This is a genomic window from Mesorhizobium argentiipisi (SeqCode) (genome assembly GCF_037179585.1).
Lineage (GTDB): Bacteria > Pseudomonadota > Alphaproteobacteria > Rhizobiales > Rhizobiaceae > Mesorhizobium > Mesorhizobium argentiipisi.
Genome location: NZ_JAPYKO010000041.1, coordinates 1 through 17,869 on the forward strand (window position 1 = coordinate 1; position 17,869 = coordinate 17,869).

Consider the following 17,869-nt stretch of genomic DNA (forward strand, 5'->3'; position numbering starts at 1 on the left):
CATCTTTACTCAGCCGCCCTTGGCAACCCTGCGCCAGAATCTCCATGCCTTGCGACATCGTTGGCGCGAGCCACCACGAAAGCGCAAGTTTCAAGCCATGCCAAAGCTATCTTAGCGCATATGCCCTTGTGGGGGAGATCAGGCTCTCCGCCGACGGCGCCTCCCTCAACATTCCCCTTGCCCCTCCCCTACCAAGTCCCATTTCCATCCCTAGCGTCCAGCAATCGGAGCCCGACGCCCCATGACCAGCCAGACCATCATCGACCCTCCCGAAGACGGCCATTTTAGGAATGGTCTTGCCGCCAACGGCTTAGCCCCCAGTCCCACCACGCTCTCCATCCATCTCAGCATCAACGGCCAGACCCACGCGCTCGACATCGAGCCGCGGGTGACGTTGCTCGACGCGCTGCGCGAGCGGCTGCACCTCACCGGCACCAAGAAAGGCTGCGACCAGGGCCAGTGCGGCGCCTGCACAGTGCATGTCGACGGTGAACGGGTGCTTGCCTGCCTGACCTTGGCCGCTCAGGTCGAAGGCCGCTCGATCACCACCATCGAAGGGCTCGCCGACGAGGACGGCACGCTGCACGCCGTGCAGGCCGCCTTCCTCGAACAGGACGCCTTCCAGTGCGGCTATTGCACGCCGGGACAGATCATGTCGGCGGTGGCCTGCATCCGTGAGGGCCATGCCGGCTCCGACGAGGAGATCCGCGAATACATGGCCGGCAATCTTTGTCGCTGCGGCGCTTATCCGAACATCGTCGCCGCCGTCCGCCAGGCCGCACAGGAGCTGCGCTCATGAGAGATTTTTCCTACTTCCGCGCCGACAGCATCGAGGCCGCGCGCAACGCGGCCGCACTCCCCGGCGCCATGCTGCTGGCCGGCGGCACGACACTGGTCGACCTCGCCAAATGCGGCGTTGCGGAACCCGCTACCGTCATCGACATCAGCCATATCGAAGGGCTCAACGCAATCGATGCGAGCGCCGACCGCGCTTTGATCGGCGCGCTGGCAAAGATGAGCCATGTCGCCGACAATGCCGAGGTGAAGAGCTTCTTCCCCGCCGTCTCGGAAGCGCTCTGGCAGGCGGCGTCGGCGCAGCTGCGGAACATGGCGACGATTGGCGGCAACCTGATGCAACGCACGCGCTGCCCCTATTTCCGCGACCCCGCCAACTTCCCGGCCTGCAACAAGCGCGAGCCGGGCAGCGGCTGCTCGGCGATCGGCGGCGTGACGCGCGGCCATGCCGTGCTTGGCGTGAGCGAGGCCTGCATTGCCACCTATCCGGGGGATCTCGCCGTAGCGCTCGTGGCCTTCGACGCCGAGGTCGATCTCGGCGAGCGTAAGCTCAAAGTAGAGGATTTCTTCCTGGCTCCTGGCGCGACAGCCGAGCAGGAGCACGACATCCGTCCGGGCGAGGTGATCACGGCAATCGAGATTCCCGGCTCGGCCGCGGCCAGACGCTCGACCTACATCAAGGTGCGTGACCGCCAGTCCTATGAATTCGCCGCGGCCAGCGCCGCGGTCGGGCTGGAGCTCGAAGGCGATGGCCGCACGGTGCGCGACATCCGCGTCGCGCTCGGCGGCGTCGCGACGAAGCCGTGGCGGGCGCGCGCCGTCGAGGACGCGCTGAAGGGCAAAGCGCTCGACGAAGCGACGATCCGCGAGGCGAGCGAGCTCGCCATGGAAGGCGCGGTCGACCATGGCGCCAACCGCTACAAGATCGCATTGGCGCCGCGCGTGATCGCGCGCGCCATCCTCAAATTGGGAGAAGCGGCATGACCGTTCATGACATCAAACACGCAGCGTCCGACAGCGCGCGCCTCGAAGCGGTCGGCGGGCGGCTGTCACGCGTCGACGGCCCGGCCAAGATCACGGGCACAGCGAAATATGCCTTCGAGCAGCAGCTCGAGGGGCTGACGCATGCGGTGCTGGTCGGCGCGACCATCGCGGCTGGCAAGGTGACGGCAATCGACACGCGCGCGGCCGACACCGCGCCCGGCGTGCTCGCCGTGCTGACGCCCGACACCATCATGGAACTGAGGGGCGCGTCGGACTGGTTCGGCAAGCCGCCGGCGCAGCCGACCTTCTCGCCGCTCGTGCGCGAGGTCACCTTTTCCGGCCAGCATGTCGCGGCCGTGGTGGCCGAGACGTTCGAGCAGGCAGTGGCGGCGGCCGCACTCGTCAAGATTTGGTATGACGAGACACCGGCCATCGTCGACCTGAGCGACGGCAAGGCCGGCGACGGCATCCCCGTCGAGGCCATGACCCAGGAATGGGGCGACGCTGAAGCCGCTTTCGCCGCTGCGCCGGTGCGCATCTGCGCGGCCTATAACACGCCGCGCGAATTCCAGGCGGCGATGGAGCCGCATGGGCTGATCGCGCGCTGGGAAGGCGACGAGCTGACCATCTGGGAACCCAGCCAGTGGCTGGACGGCATGGCACGCACCTATGCCGAGTGGTTTTCGATCCCGTTCGAGAATGTGCGGCTGGTCTCGCCCTATATCGGCGGCGGCTTCGGTTCCAAGGCGCTGGCCCTGGCGCACAGCGCCGTGGCGGCGGCAGCCGCCAAGATGCTCGACCGGCCGGTGAAGCTGGTGCTCAACCGCCCGCAGAACTTTACGTCCTATGGCGGCCGCGCCGCGACGCGTCAGACCGTTGCGATCGGCGCCGACAGGGAAGGCAAAATCCAGTCGATCGTGCATCGCGGCGTCAACGAGACGGCCGTGGACGGCATGTGGGTCGAGCCGCTCGGTTCCGTCACCTCGATCATGTATGCCACGCCCAACTTCTCCTCGAAGCAGAATGTGGTGCGGGTCAACACCGTGGTGCCGGGGGCAAAGCGCGCGCCGGGCGAGAACCCGAGCGCCTTCGGCATCGAATGCGCCATCGACGAGCTCGCCTATGAACTCGACATCGATCCGCTGGAGATGCGGCTGATCAACTATGCCGAACAGGATCCGCATGCGAAGAAGGCGTGGTCGACGCGCCAGTTGCGCGAAGCCTTTGCCGCCGGAGCCGAGGCGTTCGGCTGGGCGAAGCGCTCGCCCGCGCCGCGCTCCATGCGCGACGGCCATCAGCTCATCGGCTGGGGCGTTGCCGCCGGCACCTATCCGGTGCGGCGCGCCCATGGCGAGGCAGTGGTGAAGCTGCTTTCCGACGGCTCGGTCGTGGTCGAAAGCTCCTCCATCGACATGGGCCAGGGCACCTACACGATCTTGGCGCAGACCGCCGCCGAAACGCTCGGCGTGCCGGTGGAGAATGTCACTGTGAAGCTCGGCGACTCGCATTTCGCCCGCGCCGGCGTCACCGGCGGCTCACGGCTTGCCGGCGTCATGACCGACGCCGTCCACAAGGCGGCCGGCCAGGCGCTGGACGAGTTGATCGGGCTGGCGCTCTCCGACCCGCGCTCGCCCTTCCAGAAGCTGCAGTCGAATACGCTTGTCGTGCGCGACGGCCGCATCGCATCGCCACGCGGCGAAGGACCGGACCTGTCGATCGCCGAACTCATGAGCGCCGTCGGCCGCGACCATATCGAGGCCAAGGGCGACACGCTGCCGGCCAGCACGACGCCGGAGGAGCGCTACAGGAACTACACCACGATAGCCATGTCGATCCCGCACACCGAGGGCGATTATTCGCGCTATTCCTGGTGCGCGCATTTCGTCGAGGTGCGCGTCGACGAGGATTTCGGGACGGTGCGCGTGTCGCGCGTGGTGTCGGCGCTCGATTCCGGCCGGCTCTACAACCCCAAGCTGGCGGAGAGCCAGTGGAAGGGCGGCATCATCATGGGCATCGGCCAAGCGCTGCTCGAGGAAGGTATAGTCGACCGCCGCCACGGCCGCATCGTCAACGGCAATTTCGCGGACTACATGCTGCCGACCAATGCCGACATTCCCGACATCCAGACCATCTCGGTCGGCATCCCCGACCCGCACTCCTCCGCCCTTGGGGGCAAGGGCGTGGGCGAACTGGCAATCGTCGGCATCGCGCCGGCGATTGCCAACGCTGTCTTCCACGCGACGGGCAAGAGGATAAGGGATTTGCCGATCACGCTGGAGAAACTCATCTGAGGCCGACGCTAGGGCCCTGGCGGGCGGCAGGTACCCATGGTCGCGCCGACGGGCTCACCGGCCGAGCGTGCCGCCATCTTCCCGGCCCGCGCCGGCGGGCGTGAATGCGTTTAAGGCACAAGCAAAACCCCGGCGCGAGGCCGGGGTTTTGTTCGGTCTGCCAGATCAGAACTTGTAGCTGAGGCCGACCCGCAGATCGTGCGTCTTGAGATCGATGTTTGCAACCGTGCTAGGACCGAACAGCGGCACCGAGATATCCTTTTTGCCGAAGTCGGAGTAGCGATATTCGACGCGCGCGATCCACCGGTTGGTGAAAGCGTGCTCGATGCCGGCTCCAACCGTCCAGCCAAGATGGGTTTCGTCGTGGATCGGTATTGAACCGCTTGTGGCGATCACAGTCATTTCATACTTGGCCGCGGCCACGCCCGCGGTGATGTAAGGCAAGGTCCGATCGAAAGCGTAGCCGGCCCGCAGCCGTGCCGACCCCGACCACTGGAGCTCGCTTTTGAGCAACGCGCCGGCACCGGTGAAGGTCCCCACCGCATCTACATTGCTGTACGCAATGTCCGCCTCGGCGCCGAGCACGAAGCGGTTCGCCATCTCCTGATTGAAGCCGATATGGATGCCGCCAATGAAACCGCTGGGATCGAGGGGAAGGTTAACATCGGTGCCCCCGACGCCAGCGCCGGCCATGAAGAAATTGGATTTTCCGGCGACGTAGCCGAAGTGAGCACCAGCGTAGAGGCCAGACCAGTCGTAGTCGGCGGCAACGGGCAAGGTCTCATTGATGTCCGCCGCGGACGCCATGCCGACAGACGTGAGAATAAAGGCCGTAGCGAGAAGAATCGTTTTCATTGTTGTTTGCTGCCCCAAGGTGTTGCGCTCCCCCGCTGCCGAAATGCTCAGCGGAGTTCAAGTTAACGTCGAGAGCCGCGATGTTGCATTGTTCGCCAGCGGCGTCTTGGGCTGGACCGCACCGGAATTGTCCTGGAGAGCGGCGCAACGCTTTCCCGGTCAGTGTGGCCATACAGCCTCAGTCGATTGCCGCTCTGGACGCGGCGTTTGGGTGTGAGTCTGGCACCGCCCGGCGTCGACGAGGCATTCGGCACGGCCAGCTCAGCGGCGAGCGGCAGCCTGATAAGTCACGAAAGGCATGCCTATGTCCGAAATCAGTTTGACGAGATCGGCTTGGCGCCTCGTGCCGGTCTTGGCGAATATCCGGTTGAGATGGGTCTTCAAAGTGTTTTCACTGATGCCCAGCGACGAGGCGCTCCTGGACGCGGGCAATCCGCTGCCGATCCGCAGGAGGACCCGGGCCTCCGCGGGAGTAAGATCGAACAGCGTCGTGAGAACGGCCTCCGGCAGCGGAGAAGAGGACGTCGTGGTCGATACGAAGACGGCAGCACAGGCGGGCCGGAAAGCCGCGCGCGCGGTTCCTTCGGTCAGCGGCAACACATAGGCTACGGCGGGCGGTTGACCCGGCGCTGAAACGGGCAGCCCTATGCCGCGAGAGCCAAGCGAAGCATCTGCGCCGGCAGCGCTGGCCAATGCTTCCGCCAAAGCGCGGGCGACCACCGGATTCTGCGGTTGGAGCAGGCCCTTCTTGGAAAGAATGGGACCCTGCCCGGAAAACATCCGGTCGGCAGCCCCATTCGCATGGAGGATTGCTCCGTCGGCGCCGGCAAGAACGATAGGCACGGCGAGATGGTCGAGCGCTTCGCGATAGAAATTGGCGGTAATGCGGGTCTGATCGAGCAGATCTCCAATCAGGGAAGCGCGGCGCAGATGCGGCGAGAGCAATGTCATGAACCGCTGCTCTTCAACGGTTATGATACCCCTGTTGGCACGCGTGGTGCAGCCCATGAGCCCAATCCGGTCCGGCGTGTGAACGAATTTGGTGATGCAAGCCTCGCGCAATCCCTGCGGCCTGGCCCAATTCTGGAAGAACGGCGTTTGCTGGAGCTCGGCCTCGCTCATATGCGACAGCGTCGCAACAGGCGTGTCGATGTCGCCAACGATTGCGGCCTTCAATCCGGGAATTTCGTCAAAGTCATAATCTTCCTGGAGCGCGCGCATTTGCACCGGATCCCAAGCTGATTGAGCCGCGAAACGGCCGTGACTGTCAGCAGTGCTGGCCAGCGCGACAGTGGTATAGGCAGCGTCGACAGCTTCGGTGACCCGGGTCATCACTCCGGTCCAGCCTTCCGGATTCAAAACGCAATCATAAATTTCACCGATAATCGAATAAAGTACTTCGCTGCCCAGCCTCTCCACCACGCCCCCTGACATGCCCTGCCCCGCACGAGGGATGAGCGAAAAAGAAATGAATACAGCAACAAATTGACAGCCGCCCGGCGCAAAAACGCCGATCCCGTCTGGAAGGATTTCGCGACGTCATACTTTGGGGTGACGCCACGCGTGGTTGAACTCGATTAAGGGTCTAATGCGATCGGTCGAACGCCGAGCGATCAATGTCGCTTGTTATTTCCGGATTGGAAAGCATCGCGTTCGACAATTTTTGAAGCTGTGGTTTTTCGAGGTGTTCGATTGTCGCGAAAGACGGTGTTTTCATCGGCTCAGTTGCCAGCGCATCTTAATGAACGCGATCGATTCTCCCTCTGGCAGGACATCCATGTCGCGGAGATATGGTCGGTTGAATACGGCATATCCGCAAGCCTGCCTTTCGAGGCAGCGATCGAAGCCACGGCTGTCGGATCACTGGTTCTCGGCCAGATGTCCGGAACGATCAGGCATGCGACGAGGAAAGCAAGCAACATTGCCGACGACGGCAATGACGGATATCTCCTGCTGATCAACAAGGCCGACACCGTTTTGACCGGGGCGCAGGTCGGCCGCGAGTACGGCGTCGGCAAGGGAGAAGCGGTCCTGGTCACGGCATCGGAAGCACTGAAAATGGTCGGTGCCGACCGGAATGTGTGGGCCAACGTGGTGGTCCCACGCGCCGTCCTCATACAGGCCTTCCCACAGATCGATGACAGGCTGGCGTTGAAGATCGGCGCCGAAAACGAGGCTCTCGATCTTCTCAAGCGTTATTGCCAGCTTCTCGAGACCGGCCGCCCCCTCGTCTCGGCCGATCTCATCATGCACGCAACGGACGTGATCGTCGATCTGATCGGTCTGGTGACGGGCGCGAAAGGTGAGGCTGCCGAATTGGCCGGCCTGCGCGGCCTGCGCGCGGCCAGACTGCGGGCGGTCCTGGCCAAGATCGCAGACAATTTCGCCCATCCTGGCATCTCCGCGCAGGGCGTCGCAAAGGAACTCCGTCTGTCGACGCGCTATATTCACGACATCCTCCAGGAGACGGGTATCAGCTTCTCCGAGCGTGTGCTCGAGCTGCGCTTGCAAAGTGCACATAAGATGCTCGCCCAAAGACACAATGACGACATGCGGGTCAGCGAAATTGCGATGATGAGCGGATTCAGCGACGTGTCCTACTTCAATCGCTGCTTCCGCCGTCGCTTCGGCTACACGCCAACAAGCGCCAGATAGAACCGGGCATCTCCCGAAACCGGTCAGGCGACGCGATTTCCGATTTTCCTATCCGCTCTATCTGTTTGTTTTAGCCACATTTCTGCGACGCCAAGCGACGCCGCTTGGCGTCGAAATTCTCGGTGGTGCCAAACCATCACAGCGCGCAGAAAAGAACCGGCATCTCTTTCCAGTCCAATTCCGGTGCGGCCCTGCCCAAGACAACGCCGAGCTCCAATGACATGTCACCTTCAGGGTGAAATGACTTGTCATGTCAGGGGATTAAATGCCGAAGAATGGATTTGAAGGCCGGAAGAAGACGTTGAAATATCTGGCGTTGACGTCGACGGCGCTGATCGGCTTTGGCCAGCCAAGCGCCACGGCAGCCGAGATCTGGACCGGCGCGGCCTCCACGGATTGGTTCACCGCCGGAAACTGGAATCCCGCCGCTGTCCCGACATCGATCGACGACGTCACCCTCGACGCGGCGTTTCCGCACCCGGCCGTGGTCAATGCGCCGAACGCAGCCGCGCAAAATCTGTTTGTTGGCACCATTGCGAGTTACACAGGCTCTCTGACGATCACGAACGGCGGCACGCTTTCCGACACCGCCGGCTATCTCGGCTACGCTTCGAACGCCAACGGCAAGGTAAGCGTCGTTGGAGCGGGCTCGCTCTGGAGCAACAGTTCCGACCTTTTCCTTGCCTTGGGCACCGACAGCACCGGCACCCTTGCCATCTCAAACGGTGGCGCCGTGAGCGATACCGTGGGCCATGTCGGTTTCGGTCAGGGCACTGGCACGGTCACGGTGGACGGGACCGGCTCGACCTGGACCAACAGCGGCGATCTGTATATCGCCGAACGTGGCGTCGGCACACTGGACATCACCAATGGCGGCGCGGTCAACAATGCCACGGGCAGCATCGGTACGCATGCAGGCTCCAACGGCATGGTGACGGTCGACGGCGCGGGGTCGACCTGGACAAACAGTTCCAATCTGTTCGTCGGCGACCAGGGCACGGGTGCGTTGGCGATCACCAACGGCGGCGCGGTTACCAATCTGAGTGGCATTGCAGGCAACCTGGCTGGTTCGACCGGCATAGCAACTGTCGATGGTGCCGGTTCGACCTGGACCAACGGAGCCCTCGCTGTCGGCAACGCCGGCACTGGCGCGCTGACGATCTCGAATGGCGGCGTGGTCACCAGTTCGGTGGGTTATGCGGCCTACGCCGCGGGTTCCAGCGGCACGGTGACGGTCAATGGGGCGGGCTCGACCTGGACAAACTCGTCCGACCTGTTCATCGGGGACCAGGGCTATGGCGCGCTGACCGTCTCAGGCGGCGGCGCGGTTAGCAACACCTTGGGCTATGTCGGCGACTTCGCCGGCTCGACGGGCACCGTCTTCGTCGATGGTGCCGGCTCGACCTGGAGCAACAGTGCGGACCTGTATGTCGGCAATCTCGGCGCCGCCAACGTGGCGATCACCAATGGCGGCGCCATCAGCAACGACACGGCCTATGTCGGCAAATCGGCAGGCTCGACCGGCATGGTTTTCGTCGACGGTGCCGGTTCGACCTGGACGAACGCAGACCTGTTCGTCGGCAGTGCCGGCACGGGCACGCTGGCGATCTCGCATGGCGGCACCGTCAGCAGCGGGACCGGCGTCATTGGCTCGCAGGCGGGCTCGACCGGCATGGTGATTGTCGACAACGCCGGCTCGACCTTGACCAACAGCGGGGATCTGTTTGTCGGCGATTATGGCACCGGCACGCTGGCGATCGAGCATGGCGCGGTCAGCAACGGCTCTGCAATTATAGGCGCAAAGGCGGGCTCGACGGGCATGGCGTTTGTTGATGGCGTCGGCGCGACCTGGACAAACAGTTCCAACCTCTATGTTGGCGCAGACGGCACCGGCACACTGGCGATCTCAAACGGCGGAACGGTCATCAGCAACGCTGGCTATCTGGCCTTCGATGCCGGATCCGTAGGTACGGCAACGGTCAGCGGCGCGGGCTCAAGCTGGACCAGCAGCAGCCTTCTCATGGTTGGTCACCGTGGTACGGGCTCATTGATCGTCTCAAACGGCGGCACGGTCAGCAACACAGATGGCTATCTGGGAGCGAGTGCCGGGGCCATCGGTACCGCAACGATCAGCGGCCCTGGCTCGACATGGACCAATAGCGGAGATCTCTATGTCGGCAGTATTGGTACAGGCACACTGACGATCTCGATTGGCGGCGCGGTGTCGACCGGCGGCGCGGTCAACATCGCCTTCCTGGCGGGCTCCGTCGGCACGCTGAACATTGGTGCGGCGAGCGGATCGCCAGCGGCGGCCGCGGGCACGCTCAATGCGGCAAGTGTCCAGTTCGGACCGGGTGCGGGCGCAATCAACTTCAACCACACCGACACGAACTACACCTTCGCGTCGGCGATCGGCGGTGCCGGCACGATCAACCAGATCGCCGGCAACACGAACCTCACCGCCGATTCCAGCGCCTTCACCGGCGCGACCAACGTGAGCGGCGGGCGGCTGGCCGTGAACGGTTCGCTGGCCAACTCGCTGGTGACGATCTCGGGCGGGGTGCTGGGCGGCAACGGCACGGTGGGTGGCATCGCGGCGCAATCGGGCGGCATCATCGGGCCGGGCAATTCGATCGGCACGCTCAATGTGGCGGGCGATGTCGACCAGGCGGCCGGCTCAATCTATCAGGCCGAACTGACCTCAGCCGGTCAGTCCGATTTGATCCAGGCGACCGGCGCAGCGACGATCGCCGCCGGATCGGTGCTCGACGTGGTCAAGACGGATGCCGCGCCTTACGTAGCGGGCACGCATTATACGGTGTTGCAAGCCGACGGTGGTGTCGCCGGAAACTACGCGCTCACAGGCGATATCGGCACGGCTTTCCTCGGCCTCGTCGACAGCTATGACGCCAATCACGTCTATCTCGATGTGGTCCAAAAGACCTTCGCTCAGGTTGGCCTGACGCCGAACCAGATCGCCACCGGCGGTGGCGCCGAAATGCTGGGGGCTGGCAATCCGCTCTACGACGCAATCGCCGTGCTGCCGACAGCGGCCACTGCCCAAGCGGCTTTCGACCAACTCTCGGGAGAGATCCACGCCTCGGCCAAGGGGATGTTGCTGGAGGACAGCCGCTTCATCCGCGACGCCGCCACCAGGCGGATCAGCGCCGCGTTCGGCGATGCCGGTGCAGCGGCAATGCCGGTCATGGCCTATGGCGAGGGTGGGCCGGAAATGGTCGCCGCCGACACCGACCGCTTCGCGGTCTGGGGCCAGGGCTTTGGCTCGTGGGGCAACATCGGCAGCGACGGCAATGCCGCCGCCTTCGACCGCTCGACCGGCGGGCTGCTGGCGGGTGCGGACGGACTGGTGGGCGACTGGCGCGTCGGCCTCCTCGGCGGCTACAGCCATTCCTCCTTCGACGCCGATGCCCGTAATTCCAGCGGCGACGCCGATATCTATCATATCGGTCTCTATGGCGGCACCAACTGGGGCGCCATCGCGTTCCGCACCGGCGCCGCCTACAGCTGGAACAGCATCTCGACAAAGCGCGCGGTTGCCTTCAATGGCTTCGCCGATCAACTGTCGGCCGACTACGACGCCGGCACTGCGCAGGTGTTTGGCGAACTCGCTTACAAGGCCGATGCCGGGCGCTTCAAGTTCGAGCCGTTCGCCAATCTCTCCTATGTCAGCGTGCATACTGATGCCTTCACCGAACAAGGTGGTGCTGCAGCGCTGACCAGCGCAAGTTCAACCACCAGTGCGACCTTCACCACGCTCGGGCTGCGCGCCTCGACCGGCCTGACGCTGGGCAACATCGAGGCGACCGCGCGCGGCACACTCGGCTGGCGCCATGCCTTCGGTGATGTCACGCCTACCTCGACCTTCGCCTTCCCCGGCGGTGATGCCTTCACCATCGCCGGCGTGCCTGTCGCCAGGGACAGCGTGGTGATCGAGGCCGGTTTCGACCTGCCGATCTCGGCCAGTGCCACGCTCGGCCTGTCCTACACCGGTCAGTTCGGCTCCCATAACGCCGACAACGGCGTCAAGGCCAACCTCGACCTCAAGTTCTGACGGCGAGAGGAGAGAAGGATCGGGAGTATAGTATGAGAACGCTCGGTCGACGGAGAGCCCCTGCCGGCCGAATACGGCAAGGGCTCGGGCGGCGAGGCGGATTGAAGCTCCCACATCTTCCTGTCAGGGAAGTCGGCTTCAGGGAGACCGAGAGATTCATCGCTTTCGCCCACTCCAGCGTCGGCTCTTCCTACCAATCCAAGCCGAACACCAGCTTGCCGAAATGCAGGCCGCCGGCGGCCATGTAGGTGTAGGCTTCGGTCGCCTCGTTTTGTGAAAACACTTTGTCGACGACCGGCTCGATCCGGGCGGAACCGATGGCACGGGCGGCGTCGCGCAAGTCTGAGACCGATCCGGTGTTGTTGCCCACCACCTTCAGCGCCTTGATGATGATCGGCAGCAGATTGACCGTGGCCTCGGCGCCGGTGACGAAGCCGATGGTGAACAGCGTGCCGCCGGGCGCAGTGGCGTTGACGGCGCGCGCGAAGGTGGCGGTGCCGCCGGTCTCGACGACGAGGTCGGCGCCGAGGCCGTCGGTCAGTTCCAGCACCTTGCCGTCCCAGTCCGGTGTCGCGCGGTAATTGATCAGGTGATCGGCGCCGAGCGCCTTGGCTCGCTCGAGCTTCTCGTCCGAGGATGAAGTGATGATGACGGTGGCCCCGGCCGCCTTGGCGAGTTGCAGCGTGAAGATCGAGACGCCGCCCGTGCCGAGCAGCACGACGACCGAGCCCGGCCCGACATTGGCGGCGCGGATCGCGTTCCACGCGGTGGTGCCGGCGATCGGCAAGGTCGAGGCCGCCTCGAAGGAGAGATGGGCCGGGACCGGCACGACCGAGTTGGCCGGCAGCGCGACATATTCGGCCAACGACCCGGGCAGCGAGATGCCGCGCATCTGCGTCATCTCGTAAGGACGCGGTCGGCCGCCGATCCAGCGCGGCTTGGCATGGGCGACGACGCGGTCGCCCGTGCTGAAGCCCGTCACGCCTTCGCCGAGCGCGACGATCTCGCCGGCACCGTCGGCAACTGGAATGAGCGGGAAGACCGGACCGGGGTAGTTGCCGCTCGCCACAGCGACATCGACGAAATTCAGGCTCGCCGCGCGCTGGCGGATCAGCACCTCGCCGCGTTGGGGTTCGGGGGTGGCGAAGCTGGCGGCGTGGAAGGCGTCCAGCCTCGGCTGGCTGAGTTCGATGGCTTTCATGGTTCACTCCGTGGGTGGTCGATGGATGAGTTGAGCGAACCTAGCTGCCGCGCTATTGCTCGATAATCGTTGGACTTTGCATTTGAGTATTGCAAATCATGCAGCAATCAGTTGAACCCTCCGCCCTTGCCGAAATGGCGGCCTTCGCGGCCGTCGCAGAGGCGCGCTCCTTCACCAGGGCGGCAGCGAGGGTCGGGCGCGACGCGACCATCCTGTCGCGTCGTCTGCAGTCGCTGGAGGAACGGCTGGGCGTGCGGCTGCTCCACCGCACAACGCGCAGCGTGTCGCTTACCGAGGCGGGCGCGGAATTCCTGTTGCGCGTGCGCGCCATCCTGGCCTCGGTCGACGAGGCGGAAGCCGCCGCCTCCGCGCATGCCGGCGGCCGGCCGCGTGGGCTGCTCAGGCTGGCGCTGCCCGGCACGTTCGGGCGCATGTGGATAGCCCCGTTCCTGCCGCAGTTTCTCGCCGAGTTTCCGGATGTGCGCATCGAGGCTGAATTCTCCAACCGCTTCGCCGATCTCGTCGCCGAGAATTTCGACGTCGCCGTGCGGCTGGGAAGCCTGGAGGATTCACGCCTGGTGGCGCGCAAGGTGGCGACGCGCCGACGGCTGCTCTGCGCCGCGCCCTCCTATCTTGCGCGAAGGGGGAGGCCGGAAACGCCGCAGGCGCTGCTCGAGCACAGCTGCCTCGGCTTCACCGGCTTCCAGACGTTTCCGACCTGGGAGATGACCGACCATGAGGGCCGGAGCGTGCGCGTCGAGGTTTCGGGGCCGCTGGTCAGCGACGACGCCGAGGTGCTGGTCGAGGCCGCGGTGCAAGGCGTCGGCCTGATGATGAGCACCGACTGGCTGGTCGGGCGCGAACTCGCCGACGGCCGGCTGGTGCCGATCCTGGAGGACTGGACGCTGGCCGACGAGGGCGCGGTCTATGTCGTTATGCCCTCCGCCAAAGGCCAAGCCGCCAAGACCCGCGCCTTCGCCGACTGGATCGGCAAGCGCTTCGCGCCGGAGCCGCCGTGGCGAAAGTAAGGGCGAGACAGTGGGTATTCGCGGCGGAGATCGCGGACGCGGTGGCCGCAGGACAAGGTTCCTCGCCCCAGAAGGGAAGATCGGCAGTTCCGGCGGCCGCGCCCTACCCTTTTGCCTCCAGCAAATTCGCATCCCGCGCCAGCCGCCAGCGGCCGTCATTCTCCTTGCGCAGCAGCGTCAGCGTATAGCCGGACCGCCGCACCGGCTCGCCGCCGGGCGGTGTCGCGGTCATATCGATGCGGTTGCGGATATAGGCCCAGTCGCCGAGCAGTTTGAGCTCTACGATCTCGCTGTCACCGTCGATCTTCGTCTCGCCCATGTTCCTGGAGGCCGCGGCGAAGGCTTCCTTTCCGAAGGGCTCCTTGCCGGGAATCATGAAGACGACATCGTCCGTCATCAGACCAAGCACGGTCTCCAGATCGCCCTTCCGGCTCGCCGCCATCCAGGTCTCGACCACCTGGCGGATCGCGGTTGCGTCATCGGTCATCGATTTACCTCCTTGCAATCGTCAGTAGTCGGATTGTCGTCAATACCTGGTGCAATCGCCTCCGCCGGCAACGCCGCGGACGGAATTCGAGCGCTATCGCGCGCGTTTTTGGGCTCCACGAAATGGAGAAGGACAATGGCGAGCGCAGCTGCTGGCGTTGCTGCGCGGCAAGGGCGAGGTGACGGTTTCGGCCGACAATACGGCAGGGCGAGTTTTCCGCTGAAAGGCTCGGGTGCTGCAATCGGCAAGGTGCTGGCTGAATGCGGCAAGGGCTCCGGCGGCGAGGCCGATTGACTCTGCCGCCGAAGGAAGAGACCGGCAGCGTCAATGCCTCACTTGCTCTGCCCCTTCATGAACTGCCCGAGCAGTTCCACCGGCAGCGGGAACACCACCGTGGACGAGCGCTCGCCGGCGATGTCGTGCAGCGCCTCGAAATAGCGCAACTGCATGGCTTGCGGCTCGGCCGCAAGCATGCGGCCGGCCTCGACCAGCTTCGCCGCCGCCTGCTGCTCGCCGTCGGCGTTGATCACCTTGGCGCGGCGCAGCCGCTCGGCCTCGGCCTGCTTGGCGATGGCGCGGATCATGCTCTCGTTCAGGTCGACATGCTTGATCTCGACATTGGAGACCTTGATGCCCCAGGCATCGGTGCGCTGGTCGAGGATCTCCTGGATGTCGCTGTTGAGCTTGTCGCGTTCGGCCAGCATCTCGTCGAGCTCGTGCTTGCCGAGCACCGAGCGCAGCGTGGTCTGCGCCAGCTGGTTGGTCGCGGCCATGAAATCCTCGACCTGGATGATTGCCCGTTCGGCGTCGACGATGCGGAAATAGAGCACGGCGTTGACCTTGACCGAGACGTTGTCGCGCGAGATGACATCCTGCGGCGGCACGTCCTGCACCACCACGCGCAGATCGACCCGCACCATCTGCTGGACGAAAGGGACGAGGATGATGAGACCGGGGCCCTTGACCCCGGTGAAGCGGCCGAGCGTGAAGACCACGCCTCGTTCATATTCCCTCAGGATGCGGATGGCCGCCGACAGGAAGATGATCACCAGCAGCGCAACGATGAGATAGGCCATGTAACCGACCATCATTTTACTCCGTTGTTGCTCGCGTCGCGACGCCGCACGGTCAGCACCAGGTCGCTGACGTCGGTCACTTCAACGCTGTCGCCGGGTGCGACGGGTTCGTCGGCTCTCGCCCGCCAACGCTCGCCCAAAGCCAGCACATGGCCCTCGCCGCCCTGCCAGTCGACGATCTCGACGGGCAGGCCGCGCATCGCCTCGCCGCCGACGCGCGGCGGGTTCCTGCGCGCCGCCCAGACATAGGTTCCGGTGAGCAGCGCCAGCCCGAGCGTCAGCACGGCGGCGGGGCCGATGACCGCCCACGACATGGCAAAGCCCGGCCCTTCGACCCTGAGCAGCATGGCCGAGCCGAGCAGGAAAGCGGCGATGCCGCCCAGCCCCAGCACCACGGTTGGGTTGAAGGCCTCGATGATCAGGAAGGCGATGCCGAGCAGAATGAGCGCCAGGCCGGTATAGTTGATCGGCAAGAGGTTGAGCGCATAGAGCCCGAGCACCAGGCAGATGGTGCCAATGACGCCAGGCGCCACGGCGCCCGGGCTGGTGAGCTCGAAGACAAGGCCATAGACGCCGACCAGCACCAGGATGACGGCGGTGTTCGGGTCGGTGATGACGGAGAGCAGACGTATGAACCAGCCAGGCTCCAGCGTCTCGACCGGCAGCCCTTTCGTCGCCAGCACTTTCTTGGCGCCGGCGACATCGACGGTGCGCCCATCGGCAAGCTGCAGCAACTCGGTAGTGTCGCGGGCGACGAAGTCGATGACATGCTCCTGCAGGGCGGCGTTGGCCGACAAGCTTGCTGCCTCGCGCACCGCCTTCTCGCCCCAGTCGCCGTTGCGGCCGCGCATCTCGGCGAGTGAGCGGATGAGCGCGACCGCGTCATTGGTCACCTTGGTCATCATCGGGTCGGCGGCCGGCGGGCCAGTGCCCTTGTCGTCCTTTTCCTTCTCGCCGCCCGGAAGCGACGGCAGCCCGCCGAGCTCGACCGGCGTCGCCGCGCCCAGATTGGTGCCCGGCGCCATCGCCGCGACATGGGTGGCGTAAAGGATGTATGTGCCGGCGCTCGCCGCATGGCCGCCGGCCGGCGCGACATAGCCGATAACGGGCATGGGCGAGGCCAGGATGTCGGCGATCATCTCGCGCATCGAGGTGACCAGGCCGCCCGGCGTGTCGAGCTGAAGGATGAGCACTTCGGCGTTGCGTTCAGCAGCAGTGGCGAGCGCCTCCTCGAGCTGCCTGGTGCTCGCCGGCCCTATAGCGCCGTCAATAGCAACGCTCAGTGCGACCTTCCCGCTCCCGGTCGAGGATACGGAAGAAACGGTAGCCGCTGCCACCAGGGCAGCGGCGAGAAGGGCCACCCGCGCGAAGGTCACGCTCAAAGCTCCATGAGTTCAAATATGGGTTGTGTCGTGGCGAAGTCCAATGGGCGTCGAAGGGCACCCTGCGTCAAACCGTCGGCGGCGCTGCGGTTGCGCACCATGAATACCGTCTACGAGGGCGCGCGAGACGACCGGGAGCGCGGCGCCACCATCCTGACCCGACCGGGCCGGTGGACAGCCTCAACCCGGCGGCAGCCTGGTTCAGGCCGGCGTACTTAAAAGCGGGGCGTAGGTAGAGGGACCACGGTGCCTCCAAGGCATGAAAAATCCGGTCCGGCTCGAGCGTCATGGCGCGTGGGCAGGACCGGATTTTTTACGACAGATGGTATCTCAATAGTCGGAGCTACCCTCGACGACCACCGGACGATGATGGTGCCGGTGAATGGAACTCGTAACGACGACCGTGTCGCGGCGGTGATGGCGGTGACGCCAGCCGCGCTCGCCATTGTCATAGAAGGCGACGGTGCCGTGATGGCGATGGTGCAGACGGTGGCCCTCGTCATTGATAACGACTGCCGGCCGATGGTGATAATGATGCCTGTGATGTGTCCTTATGACGACATCGGCCTCGGCCGCCGAAGCGACGGCGGGTGCGGCGACGCAGAGCGCCAGGGCAGCAAGAAGCACTGTTTTCATTGCTTTAATCCTAATTCCTGCAGCATCCCTTCGCCGGGGTAAACAGCTGCCTGTCGCTTTGGTTCCGGCACGATCTGCGCGTGCAACCGGCGCGGAGCGCGAGCGGCGGCAGCCATTCGAACTCCGCCGACAGCCGAGCTCAGCTTTCGCGTCGGCGACAAAGCGCCAGATAGCTGAGGTAGGTCGTGGCTGCGGCATCGCAGGCGCGCCGCCCCGGGCCGTTCGCCTCGATCATCGTCTTGGCAAGCCGATGGGGCAGGCCGTATTTGCGGGCGAAGAACACCGTCTCATATGGCTGGTCTTCCAGATCGTCCACGGGTTTATCGAGGCTCATAACAGCTCCAGTTCAGTGCGCGAAACATCAGCGCGCTGGCAATGCGAAGCTGTCGTTTTGGTTGCTGCACACG

At 64.7% G+C, this 17,869-nt stretch carries 15 protein-coding genes; 7 read left to right on the forward strand and 8 right to left on the reverse strand.

Annotation, left to right across the window (positions count from 1 at the left end):
- Window positions 1-241 precede the first annotated feature (241 nt).
- The 3 genes from O7A05_RS31485 to O7A05_RS31495 are packed head-to-tail and all read left to right on the forward strand — an operon-like array spanning window position 242 to window position 4,070.
- The gene (locus tag O7A05_RS31485) at window positions 242-799 is read left to right on the forward strand and encodes a (2Fe-2S)-binding protein (protein ID WP_337097191.1); all 558 of its coding nucleotides are present in this window, start codon (window positions 242-244) and stop codon (window positions 797-799) included.
- Complete coding sequence (locus O7A05_RS31490) at window positions 796-1,779, forward strand: FAD binding domain-containing protein (RefSeq protein WP_337097192.1); 984 nt, start codon at window positions 796-798, stop codon at window positions 1,777-1,779. Before O7A05_RS31485 ends, O7A05_RS31490 begins: the two co-directional genes overlap by 4 nt.
- Window positions 1,776-4,070, forward strand: a complete 2,295-nt coding sequence (locus O7A05_RS31495) for a xanthine dehydrogenase family protein molybdopterin-binding subunit (RefSeq protein ID WP_337097194.1) — start codon at window positions 1,776-1,778, stop codon at window positions 4,068-4,070. Before O7A05_RS31490 ends, O7A05_RS31495 begins: the two co-directional genes overlap by 4 nt.
- 165 nt (window positions 4,071-4,235) lie before the next feature.
- Here O7A05_RS31495 and O7A05_RS31500 read toward each other — a convergent pair whose 3' ends face one another.
- Window positions 4,236-4,925 (reverse strand): outer membrane protein, encoded by a 690-nt coding sequence (locus O7A05_RS31500; RefSeq protein WP_337097196.1) that lies wholly within the window; start codon window positions 4,923-4,925, stop codon window positions 4,236-4,238.
- A 261-nt stretch (window positions 4,926-5,186) separates the two neighbouring features.
- On the reverse strand, window positions 5,187-6,359 hold the full coding sequence (locus O7A05_RS31505) for a LuxR C-terminal-related transcriptional regulator (RefSeq protein ID WP_337097197.1): 1,173 nt from the start codon (window positions 6,357-6,359) through the stop codon (window positions 5,187-5,189).
- A gap of 258 nt (window positions 6,360-6,617) precedes the next feature.
- Here O7A05_RS31505 and O7A05_RS31510 point away from each other — a divergent pair, with 258 nt between their 5' ends.
- Both O7A05_RS31510 and O7A05_RS31515 read left to right on the forward strand, forming a co-directional pair.
- Window positions 6,618-7,580, forward strand: coding sequence for an AraC family transcriptional regulator (locus tag O7A05_RS31510; protein ID WP_337097198.1), 963 nt, complete (start codon window positions 6,618-6,620; stop codon window positions 7,578-7,580).
- A 265-nt stretch (window positions 7,581-7,845) separates the two neighbouring features.
- Complete coding sequence (locus O7A05_RS31515; protein ID WP_337097200.1) at window positions 7,846-11,652, forward strand: autotransporter domain-containing protein; 3,807 nt, start codon at window positions 7,846-7,848, stop codon at window positions 11,650-11,652.
- Window positions 11,653-11,842: 190 nt separating this feature from the next.
- On the opposite strand, the gene O7A05_RS31520 is transcribed toward O7A05_RS31515, so the two are convergent.
- Window positions 11,843-12,853 carry a zinc-dependent alcohol dehydrogenase family protein gene (locus tag O7A05_RS31520; protein WP_337097202.1) on the reverse strand — a complete coding sequence of 337 codons (1,011 nt, stop codon included), beginning with the start codon at window positions 12,851-12,853 and terminating at the stop codon, window positions 11,843-11,845.
- A 98-nt stretch (window positions 12,854-12,951) separates the two neighbouring features.
- Here O7A05_RS31520 and O7A05_RS31525 point away from each other — a divergent pair, with 98 nt between their 5' ends.
- The gene (locus tag O7A05_RS31525; RefSeq protein ID WP_337097203.1) at window positions 12,952-13,881 is read left to right on the forward strand and encodes a LysR family transcriptional regulator; all 930 of its coding nucleotides are present in this window, start codon (window positions 12,952-12,954) and stop codon (window positions 13,879-13,881) included.
- A gap of 103 nt (window positions 13,882-13,984) precedes the next feature.
- On the opposite strand, the gene O7A05_RS31530 is transcribed toward O7A05_RS31525, so the two are convergent.
- Window positions 13,985-14,368, reverse strand: coding sequence for a YybH family protein (locus O7A05_RS31530; protein WP_337097204.1), 384 nt, complete (start codon window positions 14,366-14,368; stop codon window positions 13,985-13,987).
- A gap of 135 nt (window positions 14,369-14,503) precedes the next feature.
- On the opposite strand from O7A05_RS31530, the gene O7A05_RS31535 reads away from it, so the two are divergent.
- On the forward strand, window positions 14,504-14,662 hold the full coding sequence (locus O7A05_RS31535; protein ID WP_337097205.1) for a hypothetical protein: 159 nt from the start codon (window positions 14,504-14,506) through the stop codon (window positions 14,660-14,662).
- 38 nt (window positions 14,663-14,700) lie between these two features.
- Here the strand turns inward: O7A05_RS31535 and O7A05_RS31540 are convergent, their stop codons facing one another.
- The 4 genes from O7A05_RS31540 to O7A05_RS31555 form a co-directional block, all read right to left on the reverse strand.
- Window positions 14,701-15,459, reverse strand: coding sequence for a slipin family protein (locus O7A05_RS31540; RefSeq protein ID WP_337097206.1), 759 nt, complete (start codon window positions 15,457-15,459; stop codon window positions 14,701-14,703).
- Entirely contained in the window at window positions 15,456-16,820 is a 1,365-nt protein-coding gene (locus O7A05_RS31545) for an NfeD family protein (protein WP_337097207.1), read from the reverse strand. The genes O7A05_RS31540 and O7A05_RS31545 overlap by 4 nt, the downstream gene beginning before the upstream one ends.
- Before the next feature lie 336 nt (window positions 16,821-17,156).
- Window positions 17,157-17,462 (reverse strand): hypothetical protein, encoded by a 306-nt coding sequence (locus O7A05_RS31550; protein ID WP_224513470.1) that lies wholly within the window; start codon window positions 17,460-17,462, stop codon window positions 17,157-17,159.
- Between the two features lie 139 nt (window positions 17,463-17,601).
- A complete protein-coding gene (locus O7A05_RS31555) occupies window positions 17,602-17,796 on the reverse strand; it encodes a hypothetical protein (protein WP_337097208.1) in 195 nt (64 codons plus the stop codon).
- Between the last annotated feature and the right edge of the window lie 73 nt (window positions 17,797-17,869).

Bases quoted from the DNA above. Each gene is read 5' to 3' on its own strand.
- O7A05_RS31500 (WP_337097196.1), bottom strand. From the start codon at position 4,925: ATGAAAACGATTCTTCTCGCTACGGCCTTTATTCTCACGTCTGTCGGC.
- O7A05_RS31530 (WP_337097204.1), bottom strand. From the start codon at position 14,368: ATGACCGATGACGCAACCGCGATCCGCCAGGTGGTCGAGACCTGGATG.
- O7A05_RS31520 (WP_337097202.1), bottom strand. From the start codon at position 12,853: ATGAAAGCCATCGAACTCAGCCAGCCGAGGCTGGACGCCTTCCACGCC.
- O7A05_RS31555 (WP_337097208.1), bottom strand. From the start codon at position 17,796: ATGAGCCTCGATAAACCCGTGGACGATCTGGAAGACCAGCCATATGAG.
- O7A05_RS31525 (WP_337097203.1), top strand. From the start codon at position 12,952: ATGCAGCAATCAGTTGAACCCTCCGCCCTTGCCGAAATGGCGGCCTTC.
- O7A05_RS31490 (WP_337097192.1), top strand. From the start codon at position 796: ATGAGAGATTTTTCCTACTTCCGCGCCGACAGCATCGAGGCCGCGCGC.
- O7A05_RS31550 (WP_224513470.1), bottom strand. From the start codon at position 17,462: ATGAAAACAGTGCTTCTTGCTGCCCTGGCGCTCTGCGTCGCCGCACCC.
- O7A05_RS31515 (WP_337097200.1), top strand. From the start codon at position 7,846: ATGCCGAAGAATGGATTTGAAGGCCGGAAGAAGACGTTGAAATATCTG.
- O7A05_RS31540 (WP_337097206.1), bottom strand. From the start codon at position 15,459: ATGATGGTCGGTTACATGGCCTATCTCATCGTTGCGCTGCTGGTGATC.
- O7A05_RS31495 (WP_337097194.1), top strand. From the start codon at position 1,776: ATGACCGTTCATGACATCAAACACGCAGCGTCCGACAGCGCGCGCCTC.
- O7A05_RS31505 (WP_337097197.1), bottom strand. From the start codon at position 6,359: ATGTCAGGGGGCGTGGTGGAGAGGCTGGGCAGCGAAGTACTTTATTCG.
- O7A05_RS31535 (WP_337097205.1), top strand. From the start codon at position 14,504: ATGGCGAGCGCAGCTGCTGGCGTTGCTGCGCGGCAAGGGCGAGGTGAC.
- O7A05_RS31485 (WP_337097191.1), top strand. From the start codon at position 242: ATGACCAGCCAGACCATCATCGACCCTCCCGAAGACGGCCATTTTAGG.